14 protein-coding genes are annotated in these 13,348 nt (G+C 65.2%); 12 read left to right on the top strand and 2 right to left on the bottom strand.

Annotation, left to right across the window (positions count from 1 at the left end; translation table 11 throughout):
* Positions 1-61: 61 nt before the first annotated feature.
* The gene (locus BMI86_RS08635) at positions 62-1,279 is read right to left on the bottom strand and encodes an ABC transporter substrate-binding protein (protein ID WP_078540779.1); all 1,218 of its coding nucleotides are present in this window, start codon (positions 1,277-1,279) and stop codon (positions 62-64) included.
* A gap of 373 nt (positions 1,280-1,652) precedes the next feature.
* On the opposite strand from BMI86_RS08635, the gene BMI86_RS08630 reads away from it, so the two are divergent.
* Positions 1,653-2,567: a LysR family transcriptional regulator gene (locus BMI86_RS08630; protein ID WP_078540777.1), complete on the top strand. Its 915-nt coding sequence runs from the start codon at positions 1,653-1,655 to the stop codon at positions 2,565-2,567.
* Positions 2,568-2,621: 54 nt separating this feature from the next.
* Here the strand turns inward: BMI86_RS08630 and BMI86_RS08625 are convergent, their stop codons facing one another.
* The gene (locus tag BMI86_RS08625; protein ID WP_078520798.1) at positions 2,622-3,062 is read right to left on the bottom strand and encodes a hypothetical protein; all 441 of its coding nucleotides are present in this window, start codon (positions 3,060-3,062) and stop codon (positions 2,622-2,624) included.
* Between the two features lie 315 nt (positions 3,063-3,377).
* Here BMI86_RS08625 and BMI86_RS08620 point away from each other — a divergent pair, with 315 nt between their 5' ends.
* From BMI86_RS08620 to BMI86_RS08575, 11 genes are all read left to right on the top strand, one after another.
* On the top strand, positions 3,378-3,689 hold the full coding sequence (locus BMI86_RS08620) for a virulence factor (RefSeq protein WP_078520799.1): 312 nt from the start codon (positions 3,378-3,380) through the stop codon (positions 3,687-3,689).
* A 14-nt stretch (positions 3,690-3,703) separates the two neighbouring features.
* A complete protein-coding gene (locus tag BMI86_RS08615) occupies positions 3,704-4,597 on the top strand; it encodes a 5,10-methylenetetrahydrofolate reductase (protein ID WP_078540775.1) in 894 nt (297 codons plus the stop codon).
* Positions 4,594-5,580 (top strand): methyltetrahydrofolate cobalamin methyltransferase, encoded by a 987-nt coding sequence (locus tag BMI86_RS08610; RefSeq protein ID WP_078540773.1) that lies wholly within the window; start codon positions 4,594-4,596, stop codon positions 5,578-5,580. The genes BMI86_RS08615 and BMI86_RS08610 overlap by 4 nt, the downstream gene beginning before the upstream one ends.
* Positions 5,581-5,953: 373 nt before the next feature.
* Positions 5,954-7,444, top strand: coding sequence for a DUF2927 domain-containing protein (locus tag BMI86_RS08605; RefSeq protein ID WP_246831672.1), 1,491 nt, complete (start codon positions 5,954-5,956; stop codon positions 7,442-7,444).
* 52 nt (positions 7,445-7,496) lie between these two features.
* The gene (locus BMI86_RS21230; RefSeq protein ID WP_165756950.1) at positions 7,497-7,664 is read left to right on the top strand and encodes a hypothetical protein; all 168 of its coding nucleotides are present in this window, start codon (positions 7,497-7,499) and stop codon (positions 7,662-7,664) included.
* 13 nt (positions 7,665-7,677) lie between these two features.
* A complete protein-coding gene (locus tag BMI86_RS08600) occupies positions 7,678-8,859 on the top strand; it encodes a VWA domain-containing protein (protein ID WP_078540768.1) in 1,182 nt (393 codons plus the stop codon).
* Positions 8,856-9,230 carry a hypothetical protein gene (locus tag BMI86_RS08595; RefSeq protein ID WP_078540766.1) on the top strand — a complete coding sequence of 125 codons (375 nt, stop codon included), beginning with the start codon at positions 8,856-8,858 and terminating at the stop codon, positions 9,228-9,230. The genes BMI86_RS08600 and BMI86_RS08595 overlap by 4 nt, the downstream gene beginning before the upstream one ends.
* Positions 9,227-9,847 (top strand): DedA family protein, encoded by a 621-nt coding sequence (locus tag BMI86_RS08590; protein ID WP_078540758.1) that lies wholly within the window; start codon positions 9,227-9,229, stop codon positions 9,845-9,847. The genes BMI86_RS08595 and BMI86_RS08590 overlap by 4 nt, the downstream gene beginning before the upstream one ends.
* 47 nt (positions 9,848-9,894) lie before the next feature.
* Positions 9,895-10,587: a M48 family metallopeptidase gene (locus tag BMI86_RS08585; protein WP_078541366.1), complete on the top strand. Its 693-nt coding sequence runs from the start codon at positions 9,895-9,897 to the stop codon at positions 10,585-10,587.
* A 56-nt stretch (positions 10,588-10,643) separates the two neighbouring features.
* Positions 10,644-11,918 carry a hypothetical protein gene (locus BMI86_RS08580; RefSeq protein ID WP_078540756.1) on the top strand — a complete coding sequence of 425 codons (1,275 nt, stop codon included), beginning with the start codon at positions 10,644-10,646 and terminating at the stop codon, positions 11,916-11,918.
* Complete coding sequence (locus BMI86_RS08575) at positions 11,915-13,288, top strand: cytochrome P450 (RefSeq protein ID WP_078540754.1); 1,374 nt, start codon at positions 11,915-11,917, stop codon at positions 13,286-13,288. The genes BMI86_RS08580 and BMI86_RS08575 overlap by 4 nt, the downstream gene beginning before the upstream one ends.
* Positions 13,289-13,348 lie beyond the last annotated feature (60 nt).

Below are 13,348 nucleotides of genomic sequence, written 5' to 3'. Positions count from 1 at the left end.
CGGACTGATACGCAGGCGCAGGGCGGTCGCAATGCCGCCCTGCGCCAAGGATTTGTTCAGATCACTTGTTGACCAGCTTGCAGCCGCCCGCTTCGAGCGAGGCATAGGCCTCGTTGCCCGGAATCGTGCGTGCCACGTCGGCCACATCCCACGGATCTTCGCCGCCGTCTTTCACCTTGAGCAGGTACATGTCGTGCTCAAGCAGGCCGTCGGAACGGATGGTGCCGCCCTTGGCGAAGAAGTCGTCGATCTTCATCTTGCCAAGCTGCTCACGCACCTTGTCGGCGTCGTCGGTGCCAGCCGCCTTGATCGCCTCGAGATAGGCCATGGTCAGCGAGTAGTCGGCTGCGTGCACGAAGGTCGGCGCTTCGCCGCCCGAGAACTTCTCGTACTCCGCTTTCCACTTCCGGCTCTCGTCATCCATGTTCCAGTACCAACCGCTGGTGAACTGGAGGCCCTTGGCGACGTCGGTGCCGAGCGACTTCACGTCCGAGATCAGCACGAGCATACCAGCGAGCTGCTGGCCGCCTGCGACGATGCCGAATTCATGCGCCTGCTTGATGGCGTTGACGGTGTCCTGACCCGCATTCGCGAGACCGATCACCTTCGCGCCCGAGCTTTGCGCCTGCAGCAGATAGGAGGAGAAGTCGGTGGTTGCGAGCGGCACGTCCGAGCTGCCCACGACCGAACCGCCCAGATCTTCCACGACCGAGGACGTGTTGTCCTGCAGCGCGTGACCGAAGGCGTAGTCGGCGGTGATGAAGTACCAGCTGTCGCCGCCATTCTTCACGACGGCCGTTGCGGTGCCGACCGGCAGCGCGTGGGTGTCGTAGCCGTAGTGGATACCGTATTTCGAGCAGTTCTCGCCGGTCAGGGCCGCGGTGGCAGCGCCGGTGGCGAAGGTGATGGTCTTCTTCTCGGAGGCGAGTTGCTGCACGGCAAGCGCCACGGCCGAGTTGGTCAGGTCGGCGATCATGTCGACATGTTCCTGGTCGATCCACTCGCGAGCGGTGGCCGAACCGACGTCTGCCTTGTTCTGGTGGTCGGCCGAGATCACTTCGATCGGCTTGCCGAGAACCTCGCCGCCGAAGTCGCGCACGGCCATCTTGACCGCGTCGACCGCGCCCTTACCCGAGAAACCGGTCGAATAGACGCCGGACATATCGCCCAGCACACCGATTTTCACGGAGCCGTTCGAGATCGCGTCCTGCGCCATCGCGCCGCCTGCGGCCAAGCTCAGCGCCGCGGCACTCACACCTGCGTAAATAGCTGATTTCATCAACATTCCTCCCGTTGGTTGATAGATTTGGCTCCCCGGCGCGCGGCGCCATGAGAGCACACCGACGGGACGCCTTTTCGGTCCCTGCCGGAATAAGATCTTGTGTTTCTCCTCGTGCGGCCGTCCCTGCTCCTCAACGCGGCCGCCAGTGAATTCAGCGTGGAAACGGGCGGACATTCAAGTGCTTGCGCCGCCGCGGTTCCCGATGACCCGATAAACTTCCTGTCAGTGCACGCACCTTAGGCAGAAACCGGCCATGTGCAAAAGGCTAGGTGGGAAAATGCACGCGACCATGCCACGTATTGCCAAACGCATGTGCGAAAATGCCCATATCTCCCGTTTTTCCGACGCGAGACCGCAAAAAGGACCGTCAATGAGCTTCGATTGGGACGATCTCCGATTCTTTCTCTCGGTGGCCCGGGCCGGTCGCCTGACCGTCGCAGCCCGTGCGATGGGCACCGATCATGCCACTGTATCACGTCGGGTCAAATCTCTGGAGACCCAGCTTGGCGCGCAATTGTTCGAGCGCAGCCCGCGCGGCTATGCACTCTCGGAACATGGCGAGCGGCTATTGGCGAAGGCCGAGCAGATCGAGAATGTCGCAGCCCGCGTGCAGGATGAACTCTCGGGCACGCTCTATGCGCTGTCCGGCACGGTGCGGATCGGCGCGCCCGATGCGTTCGGGGCGTTCTTCCTCGCGCCGCGTCTGGCGGAATTCATCAAGGCCAATCCCGAACTGGAGGCGCAGCTGGTCGCCACCCCGCGCCTGTTTTCGTTGTCGAAGCGCGAGGCGGATATCGCGATCACCCTGTCCCGGCCCGAAAAGGGGCGGCTCGTGTCACGCAAGCTCACCGAATACACGCTGCATTTCTACGCCTCCCCCGATTACCTCGCCCGCAACTCGGCGATCAACCGCAAGGAGGATCTGCTGAAGCACCCGCTGGTCGGCTATATCCCCGAGCTGATCTACACGCCGGAGCTGGATTACCTCTCGGTCACGCTGGGCGATCACACGCCGCGCCTGTCCTCGACCAACCTCTTCGCCCATAAGCATGTCGCCGAGGCCGGGCGCGGGATCGCGGTGCTGCCCGATTTCCTCGCCCGCCATTCGACGAAGCTGGTGCCGATCCTGCCAGACGAGATCGAGATCCGCCGCACCTTCTGGCTGGTGACCCATGAAGACCTGCACGAAATCGCCCGCGTCCGCGCCGCGATGCGCTTCATCGCCGAGGAGGTCTCCAAGAACCGCGCAGAGTTCCTGCCCCGGATTACCGCCACCAGCACCTGATCGCCCGACCGCAAGGCGACCGGGCGTCATGGCGCTGCCCTGACTGTGCGGGCGTTACTGTGCGGGCTTGCGCGCGAAATCGTCGATGGTGATCCCGCCATCGGCATTCTTGTCGAGCTGGGCAAACCACTTGGCCGTGCTGGTCTGGAACTCGGCCAGCGTCACCAGCTTGTCGCCATCGGCATCGGTCGCGGCCATCGTCATGCCATCGGCCATCTTCTGCATCTGCGCGCGCTGCTGGCCCTCGTAGCCCGCCACGTCATTGGCGCGCGCCTCGTCGAAGACAGCGTGTTCCTCGGCGTCGAGCTTGCCGTCTTCATTGGCATCGAAAGACGCGAAGACATCCGAGCGCATCTGCTCCAGCTCGGCCAGCGTCGCCGTGCCGTCGCCATCGAGATCCCAAGTGGACATGAACTGCTCGCCGGGGGTCTCGGCCTGAGCGGCGAAGGGGAGCGCGGTGAAAAGCGCCGCGATCAGAATGGAGGTCTTGGTCATCTCGGATCATCTCTCTGACTTGGCCGCACCGCACAGGGGCGGCCTGTTTTCGGGTTGCCCGGAGGATGTATGCAGCGCCGCGCGCTTCAGAATGTGCCAGATCGCCGCGCGGCGTTTGTGCCGCAGGCAGCTTGAGCGGGGCTCATGATCTTGGCGCGGATTATTCCGATGCACAGAGGTGGCCCAGCCCCCTGCCCGGCTGCTATCACCTGCCCCACAGTCACCGGCACGTCGCTCAGCCGCGACGGAATGTCGAAAATCCACCCTGTCCCGCGTCGGTTTCGGGCAATTCTGCGCATACGAGGAGAGATTCGCATGGCACAGATCACCTTGGTCTATTGGCGTGACATCCCGGCCCAGATCATTGCGGGCAAGGGACGGCGTGGCGTCAAGAAACCGCTGCCCGAACGGTTCGAGCAGGCGATCGACCGCGCGGCCATGAAGATCGGCGCACGCGACAGCGACGCCTATCTGGCCGAGTGGCGTAAGGTGGCTTCGGGTGAAGAGCCCGGCGACGATGCCGAGGCGGCCGAGGCCGTGCTGGCACGTATTCTCTCTGACTACGACGACGCGCGATTGCGTGCGTTGATTGCCAATGACGGCTGGAACACCCAGCCCGACGCGTAAGGGAGAATAGGCGCATGGCTCTTGTGAATTTCCGCCGCGAGGCCAAGACCCCGGCTCGTCCGCCGGTGAACGGCAAGATGGCGGCTCTGCTGGAGGGCGCCTCGGTCGAGGTGATGCCCCGCACCGCCGCCAAGGTGGAAAGCTTCGCGCCCTTGTTCGCGAAGGGCTCCCGCGTCTATATCGCTCATATCGACGGCACCCCGATCGAGGAGATGCTCGCCACCGCCAAGCGTCTGCGCGAAGAGGGTTTCGAGCCGATGCCGCACTTCCCCGCGCGCATCATCCGCGACGAGGCACAGCTCAACGACTGGGTCGCGCGCTATCGCGGCGAGGCAGGCGTCGAGCAGGCGCTGCTGCTGGGTGGCGGCGTGGCCGAGCCGAAGGGCGAGTTCCACTGCGCGATGCAGATGATCGAAACCGGCGCCTTCGACGGCTTCGCCCGTCTGCACGTCGCCGGCCACCCCGAGGGCAACCGCGACATCGACCCCACAGGCGGCGAGGCCGAGGTGATGGCCGCGCTCAAACTCAAGCAGGATTTCGCGAACCGCACCGATGCGGATATGGCGATCGCCACGCAATTCGCCTTCGAGGCCGGTCCGATCCGCGACTGGGCCAAGCGTCTGGAAGCCAACGGCATCGAAATGCCCGTCCATCTGGGCATCGCGGGCCCCGCGAAGCTGCAGACGCTTCTGAAATTCGCCATCGCCTGCGGCGTCGGCCCTTCGCTGAAAGTGCTGCAAAAGCGCGCCCGCGACGTGACCAAGCTGCTCATGCCCTTCGAGCCGACCGAATTGCTGGCCGATCTGGCCGCCGATTGCCCGTCGAATATCGAAGCCGTGCATTTCTTCCCGCTGGGCGGTATCACCGCGACAGCCAATTGGATCGCCGAACAGAGAGGCCATGAATGACCCGCACCGTCCTTGAGTCCAAAACCAAAACCGTCGTGATCGGCTTTGACGAGCCCTTCTGCGTCATCGGTGAGCGGATCAACCCGACCGGCCGCAAGAAGCTGGCCGCCGAGCTGGAGCAAGGCGATTTCTCGACCGTCGAGAAAGACGCGCTCGAGCAGGTCGCCTGCGGCGCCACGGTTCTGGACATCAACTCGGGCGCGGTGTTCTCGAACAAGATGGCCGAAGACCCGCGCTACGCGGATAACAACTTCGTCGAACCCTCGCTGATGCGCGACCTGATCAACTGCGTGCAGGGCGTGATCGACGTGCCGCTGTGCATCGACAGCTCGGTCCCGGCGGCTCTCGAAGCAGGTCTCGAAGCCGCCGAAGGCCGCCCGCTTCTGAACTCGGTCACCGGCGAGGAAGAGCGTCTGGAACTGGTTCTGCCGCTGGTGAAGAAATACAACGTGCCGGTCGTCGCGATCTCGAACGACGACACCGGGATTTCCGAAGACCCGGACGTGCGTTTCGCCGTGGCCAAGAAGATCGTCGAGCGCGCCGCCGATTTCGGCATCCCCGCGCATGACATCGTCGTCGATCCGCTGGTGATGCCGGTGGGCGCGATGGCCTCCGCGGGCCGTCAGGTCTTCACGCTGGTCAACCGTCTGCGCGACGAGCTGGGCGTGAACACCACCTGCGGCGCGTCGAACATCTCCTTCGGCCTGCCGAACCGCCACGGGATCAACGGGGCCTACCTGCCGATGGCGATCGGCGCGGGCATGACCTCGGCCATCATGAACCCGGTGCGCAATCAGGAGATGGAGGCGATCCGCGCCGCCAACCTGCTGATGAACCACGATCCGAACGGGATGGAATGGATCCGCCTGTCGAAGACGCTCGACGCGATGAAGGAGGGCGGCCTCAGCTTCGCCGAAGCCTCCGCCGCAGCAGCGACCTCCTCCGTTGGTGGGCGTCGCGGCGGGCGCCGTCGCCGCGCCTGATCCGACCCACGAAGACTGTCGAACGCCCGGGCTTGCTCCGGGCGTTTCGCATTTTGCGCATCGCGTTTCTTCCACGCCGGATTTGCGGCCCTTTCAGCGGCGATTGTTACGCAAACAGCCACAAAACGTCCGTAGATCCGCGACAATGGCGATGATCACGGCGCGATTCGCGGATCCGTGATCAATCCGAGCGCCCACGCACAGAAACCGTCTCACTCAGCGCTTTGCAGCCTTGGCTGTGCAGCAAACCGGCGGGATGTCGCCGCTTCAGGGCGCGCAGGGTCAAAATTCCAATTATAAGGCAAAGATTTACTGGTCGGGCTTAAACCCGTATGTGTACCTTTGCGGCAACGAACAGGGATCACACGCTGCCATGCGCTTAGCATTCAAACCGCTCAGCGCGGCCGCTCCGGAGCCAACGCGCGTCGGGACGGCACCGCGCTCAGGCCTGCTGAAAGGCGCGTCCGCCGGACGTGTTGCAGCACGGGCGGGCATGCTCGCCGCGCTGACGATCGCGGGCGCCCTCGCCGCCTGTTCGACCAACGGCCCCGAAGTGACGACGACCCGCGGCACGGCCCAGCTTCTCGACCTGTCCGCGCCCGATCTGGCGCCGGGGCTGAAGAACGCCCCCCCGACCGAGCGACTGCCCGATAACAGCCATCTGGGCGCCGACTTCATGGAACTCAGCTTCTTCCTCGAATCCGGTCGCGCCCTGCCGCGTTTCACCCGGTTCGAAGGCCCGGTCTCGATCACGCTCGCAGGCAACGCGCCGCCCGTGGCGCAGACCGAGCTTGGCCATCTGGTCCACCGGCTGCAGAGCGAGGCGGGGCTGAACGTCTCGACCGAGCCGGGCAATGCCAACACGATCTCGGTGCAATTCGTACCCAAACGGCAGATGCGCCAAGAGGTTCCAAATGTCGCCTGTTTCGTGGTGCCGAACGTCGAGAGCTGGACGGATTACCGCAATTCGCATGGCGACGAGGCCAGCGATTGGGCCAAGCTGACGCGGCGCCAATCCGCCACCGTGTTCATCCCCGCCGACTCCACCCCGCAGGAAATCCGCGACTGCCTGCATGAAGAGGTCAGCCAGGCGCTCGGGCCGGTGAACGATCTCTACCGCCTGCCCGACACGATCTGGAACGACGACAATTTCCACACCGTGCTGACCAAGTTCGACATGACGATCCTGCGCGCCTATTACGATCCGGCGCTGCATACCGGCATGAGTCCCGCCGAAGTGCGCGCGGCCCTGCCCGCGATCCTGTCGAAGATCCACCCGTCGGGCGGTTCGATGCGCACGCTGCCCGCCGATCCGACGCCGCGCGCCTATGTGAAAGCGATCACCACCGCGCTCGGCCACGGCGCGAGCGACAAGCGCCGCCGTGCCGCTGCCGAACGCGCCACCAAGATCGCCACCAGCCGGGGCTGGCATGACAGCCGCGCCGCCTTCGCGTGGTTCGCGGTCGGGCGGCTGACCATGAAGACCGACCCCGAGAAAGCGGTCGCGGCCTACAAGAAAGCGGGCCGGATCTATCGCGCGACGCCGGGCGCGGAAATTCAGGCCGCCCATATCGACATGCAGCTTGCGGCCTACGCGCTTGGCACGGGCCGCGCGCAGGAGGCAGTGTCGCTGGTGAACCGCGCGCTGGCCTCGGATGTGTCGAGCGAGAACGCCTCGCTGATGGCCACGCTCTACATGATCCGCGCCGAGGCCTATGGCCAATTGGGTGACGCGGCACAGGAACATCAGGCCCGTCTCGACATGCAGCAATGGGCGCGCTATGGCTTTGGCTCTGACGCGGCGGTGAAACGCCGCGCGGATGAGGTGGCGGCCCTCGCCAATGCGGGCGCTCACGTGAACTGACCGCAAAAGGCGGACCGGGCGCGCCCGGACCAAGACTGTAAGGGGGCGCAGCATGTATGTTCTGGCAGGTGTCGTGATCGGGCTGATCTGGGGCGACTGGAAGGCCCGCAAACGCGGCGGCAACAAGCTCGACCGGGCGCAATATGCCGCTGTCCATGCGATCGGGCTGGCGCTGGTGGGCCTCTTCGTCACCGTGATCATCAACCGCATCTGGGCATAATCGGAGGGCGGCGATGTTCCTGCCATTCTTCGATGCTCTGCGGCGCGGCGGTGTCCCCGTCTCCTTACGCGAATATCTGAGCTTCCTCGAAGGGCTGGCTGCGGGGCTTTGCACCTACGATATCGACGGGTTTTACTATTTCGCCCGCGCCGCGATGGTGAAGGACGAACGTTTCCTCGACCGGTTCGACCGGGCGTTTTCCGAGGCGTTCTCGGGGTTGGAGGCGATCACCCCGGACGATGTGCTCAACGCCGTCGATCTGCCCGAGGAATGGCTGCGCAAACAGCTGGAGAAACACCTCACCGAGGAAGAAAAAGCGCAGATCGAGGCGCTTGGCGGGTTCGACAACCTGATGGAGACGCTGAAAAAGCGGCTTGAGGAACAGAAGGGCCGCCATCAGGGCGGCAATAAATGGATCGGAACGGGAGGCACCTCGCCTTTCGGCGCTTACGGCTACAACCCCGAAGGCGTCCGCATCGGCCAGAAAGAGAGCCGCCACCAGCGCGCCGTAAAGGTTTGGGACAAGCGCGAGTTCCGCGATTTCGACGACACGGTGGAACTGGGCACCCGCAACATCAAAGTGGCGCTGAAGCGCCTGCGCCAATGGGCGCGGCACGGCGCGAATGAGGAACTGGACCTGCCCGGCACGATCCGCGCCTCTGCCGAGGCGGGCTATATCGACGTCAAAACCCGGCCCGAGCGGCACAATGCGGTGAAGGTGGTTCTCTTCCTAGATGTCGGCGGCTCGATGGACGCCCATGTGCAGCTGGTGGAGGAGCTGTTCTCCGCGGCCAAGTCCGAGTTCAAGCATCTCGAGCACTGGTATTTCCACAACTGCCTCTACGAGGGCGTCTGGAAATCGAACAAGCGCCGCTGGAACGAGGCGACGCCGACCTGGGACGTGCTGCATCGCTATGGCCCCGATTACAAATGCATTTTCGTGGGCGACGCCTCGATGTCCCCCTATGAGATCACCCATCGCGGCGGCGCGAACGAGCATTGGAACGACGAGGCGGGCCATGTCTGGCTCACCCGTGCGCGCGAGCAATGGCCCGATCACACATGGCTCAACCCGATCCCGGAGCGCGGCTGGGGCTACACGCAGTCGATCCAGATCATTCGCGAGATCTTCGAGAACCGGATGCATCCGCTGACGCTTGAGGGGATCACCGCGGCCATGAAGGAACTCGGATGAACCGGCTGCGCTACCTCTGGGGGCATCACAAGATCGCCTCGCTGGGCTTCATCCTCGCGGTCGCGCTGTCGCTGTTCTTCGGCGCGAGGTTCGTCTCCCGCGCGATCTACTGGTCCGACCCCGCCCATCTGCATCAAAGCCCCGAGGAATGGATGACGCCGGGCTATATCGCGCGCAGCTGGCATCTGGAGATCGAGGAGGTCGACGCGATCCTCGGCATTGAGGATGGGCGTGCGCTGGTCGGCGCGGGCCGCCCGACCTTGGAACGTATCGCCAAGGCCAAGGGCGAGCCGCTGCAGGATCTGATCCGCAAACTCTCGCTCGGCCTGCCCAAGACCATCGCCGACAAAGAGGCGCAGCCAGAGCAATGAGCTTCTCCGACCTCTCAGATTGGCTGCTCGCACAGGTGCCGCTCTACGGGCCGTGGCTTCTGGGCCTCACGACCTTCCTCAGCTGCCTCGCGATCCCGGCCCCCTCCTCGCTGATGATGATTGCAAGCGGAGCCTTCGTGGCCTCGGGCGATCTGGACCTCGCGACCGTCGGCGGCGCAGCCTTCACCGGCGCGGTGATCGGCGATCAGGTGGGCTTCCAGCTGGGCCGCCGGGCCGAGCGCTTCCTGCCACACCCCGACACGAAACGCGGCGCACTGGTCGCGAAAGCGATGGCCGCCCTGCGCAAGCGCGGCGCGGTTACCGTCTTCTTCACCCGCTGGATGTTCTCCGCGCTCGGGCCTTGGGTGAACCTCGCAGCCGGAGCGTCCGGCTTCGCGCATCGGCGCTTCACCCTGGCCGATCTGGCGGGCGAAGCGGTCTGGGTCACCACCTATGTGGGCCTCGGCATCACCTTCGGAGCCAATCTGGACGCCGCCGCCGAGCTTGCGGGCAACGCGCTGGGGCTGCTGGGCGCGGGTGCTGCCGCCTTCGCCTTCGGCTGGTGGCTGTGGCACGCGGCCAAGCGCGCCCCGAAAGCCCCTCAATCCGACGCCTGATCACGACGCTTGATCACGGGCCCGCGAGCCGCCATATCCATCCCATGTTGTTCCGCCTTCTCCCGATCCTGCTGCTGGTCCTCTACGGCTTCGCCATGTGGCATTTCTCGACCTGGCAACTCAAACGCCAGCTGAACGGGAATTCGCGCCGGTTGCGCGACAGCAAGCTGGAGCCCTATCTCGACCGGCTCGCCGCCGCGCTCGAAGTCTCGGAGATCCCCGTCCATGTCTACCAGATCGAGCCGGTGAACGGCCTCGCCGCTCCCGATGGCCGCGTCTTCATCACCGAAGGCTTCATGCGCAAATATCGCAGCGGCGAAGTGTCCCCGGAGGAACTGACCTCGGTGATCGCGCATGAGTTGGGCCATGTCGCCTTGGGCCATTCGCGCCGCCGCATGATCGACTTTTCCGGCCAGAACGCCCTGCGCGCCGTGCTCATGACGGTGCTGGGCCGCTTCATCCCCTTCATCGGCCCGTGGATCGCAAATCTGATCACCGCAGCCCTCGCTGCGCGCCTTAGCCAACGCGACGAGTTCGAGGCCGATGAGTTTGCCTCCGCGCTGATGATCAAGGCGGGCTTCGGCACCGAGCCGCAGGTCACGCTGTTCCACAAGCTCGACGCGCTGACCAAGAACGCGGGCCAGACCACGCCCGCCTGGCTGCTCACCCACCCCAAGACCGAAAAGCGCATCGCCGCGATCGAGGCGAACCAGCTGCGCTGGTCGCGCGCAGAGCACTGATTTTCCTTACTTTCGCCGCGCAGGGCCGCTAATCTGCCCGCGAGGAAGGGCAGTGAATGACAAGCGGGTCTCTAGCGCGGGTGCACAGGCGCCGGGTGTTCTACATCCCCGGCTACGACCCGATTCATCCCCGCCGCTACCGCGAGCTCTACCGCAAGGAAGGCGCAGACCAAGCCCGCATCTCTGGCTACGAGATCGCACTGGCCCCGAAACGCGCAGGCGGCCCCTATGGCTGGCATGTCACCTCCACCCAGGACGGCGCGGAGGTCGAGGCCGATGTCGAAGTGCTGGTCTGGTCCGATATCGTGCGCTCATCGATGGGCAAGTCGATCCCCGCGACCTACGCGCAACTGATCCGCACCGCCTGGGCCTATATCGCCTCCGGCGCGCTGTTCCGGCTGATGCGGCTGCGCAAAGGCCCGGTGATCGCAGCGCTCTATCCGATCGTGGCGCTGATCGTGCAGGCGCTGATCGGGGGCGGCCTCGGTTGGGCAGCGGCCGCACTCGCATTGGCGCTCCTGCCCGGCTTCCCGCTCGACTGGCTCGCGGGCCTCATCCTCGGCGCCGCGATCCTCACGCTCACCCTACGCTGGTTCCGCGCCAAGGACGGGAAGCTCTTCGCCTATTACCTGATGCACGACTACGCATTCACCGCGCGCTGGGGCGGCGCGAACCCGCCAGAACTCGAAGCGCGCATGGCCGAATTCGCCGCCCGCATCGAAGAGGCGATGCGCGAGGACTGGGACGAGGTGCTGATCGTCGGCCATTCCTCGGGCGCCCACCTCGCCGTCTCGATCCTCGCCGACCTGATCCGCGAAAACCGCCTCGCCCCTTCCTCTTGGCAAAAATATCCCGGGGGGAGGCCGTCAGGCCGGGGGGCAGCGCCCCCGGCGCTCTCCTTCCTGTCGCTCGGTCAGGTCGTCCCGATGGTAAGCTACCTGCCCCGCGCGACCCGCCTGCGCGCCAATCTCGCCTACCTCGCCACGCGGTCCGAGCTGTTCTGGCTCGACGTGACTGCGCCGGGCGATGGCTGCGCCTTCGCGCTCTGCGATCCGGTCGCCGTGTCGGGCGTGGCACCGGACGACAAGATCCACCCGCTGGTGATCTCCGCCGCCTTCACCCAGACGCTCAGCCCCGAGCGTTGGCGCACCCTCCGCTGGCGCTTCTTCCGGCTGCATTTCCAATATCTCTGCGCCTTCGACCGGCCCGGGGATTACGACTATTTCCGCCTGACCGCCGGGCCGCTGACGCTGGCCGACCGCTTCCACGGCCGCGCCCCGTCGAAAAGCCGGATCACGACGCCCGCGAACCGCTTCACGAGCGTCACATGAACCAGCCGTCCCGCCTGCCCCCGAAACCGACCCCGCGCCCGGATCGCGTCTCGCTCTGGCGCTATTTCCGGCTGTTCAAATCCGACATCCTCTCGGCCCAGCCCGCGCGTCTCTACCGCGCTTGGATGGCCGAGTTCCGCACGCCGTTCTTCCGCTCCTATATGTGCAACGACCCCGATCTGGTCGATCTGGTGCTCAACAAACGCCCGATGGATTTCCCGAAATCCGACCGCGTGCGCGAGGGGCTGAAACCGCTTCTGCGCGAGAGTGTCTTCATCACCAATGGCGCGCAATGGCAGCGCCAGCGCCGGATCATCGACCCGGCCTTCGAGGGCGGCAAACTGCGCGAGACCTTCCCCGCGATGTGGGCGGCGGGTGAGGATTGCGTCGATCGGTTGAATATGAAGACCGACGCCGAACCGTTTGATATTGAAACGGAAACCTCTCACGTCGCCGCGGATATCATCTTCCGTACCCTGTTCTCGATCCCGATCGAGGATGCGACCGCCAGCGCCGTGTTCGCCGCTTTCAAGCGCCATCAACGTGCCTCTCCGGTGGTCAATCTCGGTGCGCTGCTGCCGCTGCCGCGGTGGTTTCCGCGGTTCCATGCGCGCGAGACGAAACGCACCGCGGCCCGTATCCGCGCGCTGATCGAGCGGCTGACGACAGAGCGCGCCGCCCGGATCGCCGCAGGCACCGCGCCCGACGATCTGGCGACCAAGATCATGACGACCGCCGATCCCGAAACCGGCGAGACCTTCGACACCGCCGAGATGGTCGATCAGGTCGCGATTTTCTTCCTCGCGGGCCACGAGACCTCCGCCTCGGCGCTGGCATGGGCGCTCTATCTGCTGGCGACGCATCCCGAATGGCAGGATCGGCTGGCCGAAGAAGCCGAGACCGCGCTGGCGGAAAGTCACGACTTTTCCGTGCTTTCCACGCTGAAGTTGAACCGCGCGACCTTCCGCGAAGCGATGCGGCTTTATCCGCCCGTGCCGATGTTCGTCCGCGAGGCGACCTGCCCGGAGCGTTTCCGCAACCGCGCGGTCAAACCGGGCAGCCAGGTCGTCATCTCACCGTGGCATCTGCATCGCCACGAGCGGCTCTGGGACAACCCCGACGGGTTCGACCCGAGCCGCTGGGAGACCGAGAACGGCAAGGCCTGTCAGCGCCGCGCCTATATCCCGTTCTCCTCGGGCGCGCGGGTCTGTCCCGGCGCAGGCTTCGCAATGGCGGAGGGGCCGCTTGTGCTGGCAATGCTGCTGCGGGCGTTTCGGTTCGAGGCGGTCGAAGGCCGCGAACCGGTCCCCGTCGCGCATCTGACGGTGCGCGGCAAGGACGGGATTTACCTCAGAGTTTCAGAGCGTTGAGGGGGCTCTGCCCCCGCTGGCCCTGCCAGCCCCCCGGGATATTTCGACCAAGCCGAACGG

The sequence above is a fragment of the Thioclava sp. DLFJ5-1 genome, from assembly GCF_002020115.1.
GTDB classification, from domain to species: domain Bacteria; phylum Pseudomonadota; class Alphaproteobacteria; order Rhodobacterales; family Rhodobacteraceae; genus Thioclava; species Thioclava sediminum.
Note: the sequence above shows the minus strand (reverse complement) of the source record. Positions and strands in the feature narration are given on the sequence as shown.

What these genes read in the sequence shown, in the direction of transcription:
- BMI86_RS08635 (WP_078540779.1), bottom strand. Translation starts at nt 1,279, where the DNA reads ATGAAATCAGCTATTTACGCAGGTGTGAGTGCCGCGGCGCTGAGCTTG.
- BMI86_RS08630 (WP_078540777.1), top strand. Translation starts at nt 1,653, where the DNA reads ATGAGCTTCGATTGGGACGATCTCCGATTCTTTCTCTCGGTGGCCCGG.
- BMI86_RS08625 (WP_078520798.1), bottom strand. Translation starts at nt 3,062, where the DNA reads ATGACCAAGACCTCCATTCTGATCGCGGCGCTTTTCACCGCGCTCCCC.
- BMI86_RS08620 (WP_078520799.1), top strand. Translation starts at nt 3,378, where the DNA reads ATGGCACAGATCACCTTGGTCTATTGGCGTGACATCCCGGCCCAGATC.
- BMI86_RS08615 (WP_078540775.1), top strand. Translation starts at nt 3,704, where the DNA reads ATGGCTCTTGTGAATTTCCGCCGCGAGGCCAAGACCCCGGCTCGTCCG.
- BMI86_RS08610 (WP_078540773.1), top strand. Translation starts at nt 4,594, where the DNA reads ATGACCCGCACCGTCCTTGAGTCCAAAACCAAAACCGTCGTGATCGGC.
- BMI86_RS08605 (WP_246831672.1), top strand. Translation starts at nt 5,954, where the DNA reads ATGCGCTTAGCATTCAAACCGCTCAGCGCGGCCGCTCCGGAGCCAACG.
- BMI86_RS21230 (WP_165756950.1), top strand. Translation starts at nt 7,497, where the DNA reads ATGTATGTTCTGGCAGGTGTCGTGATCGGGCTGATCTGGGGCGACTGG.
- BMI86_RS08600 (WP_078540768.1), top strand. Translation starts at nt 7,678, where the DNA reads ATGTTCCTGCCATTCTTCGATGCTCTGCGGCGCGGCGGTGTCCCCGTC.
- BMI86_RS08595 (WP_078540766.1), top strand. Translation starts at nt 8,856, where the DNA reads ATGAACCGGCTGCGCTACCTCTGGGGGCATCACAAGATCGCCTCGCTG.
- BMI86_RS08590 (WP_078540758.1), top strand. Translation starts at nt 9,227, where the DNA reads ATGAGCTTCTCCGACCTCTCAGATTGGCTGCTCGCACAGGTGCCGCTC.
- BMI86_RS08580 (WP_078540756.1), top strand. Translation starts at nt 10,644, where the DNA reads ATGACAAGCGGGTCTCTAGCGCGGGTGCACAGGCGCCGGGTGTTCTAC.
- BMI86_RS08575 (WP_078540754.1), top strand. Translation starts at nt 11,915, where the DNA reads ATGAACCAGCCGTCCCGCCTGCCCCCGAAACCGACCCCGCGCCCGGAT.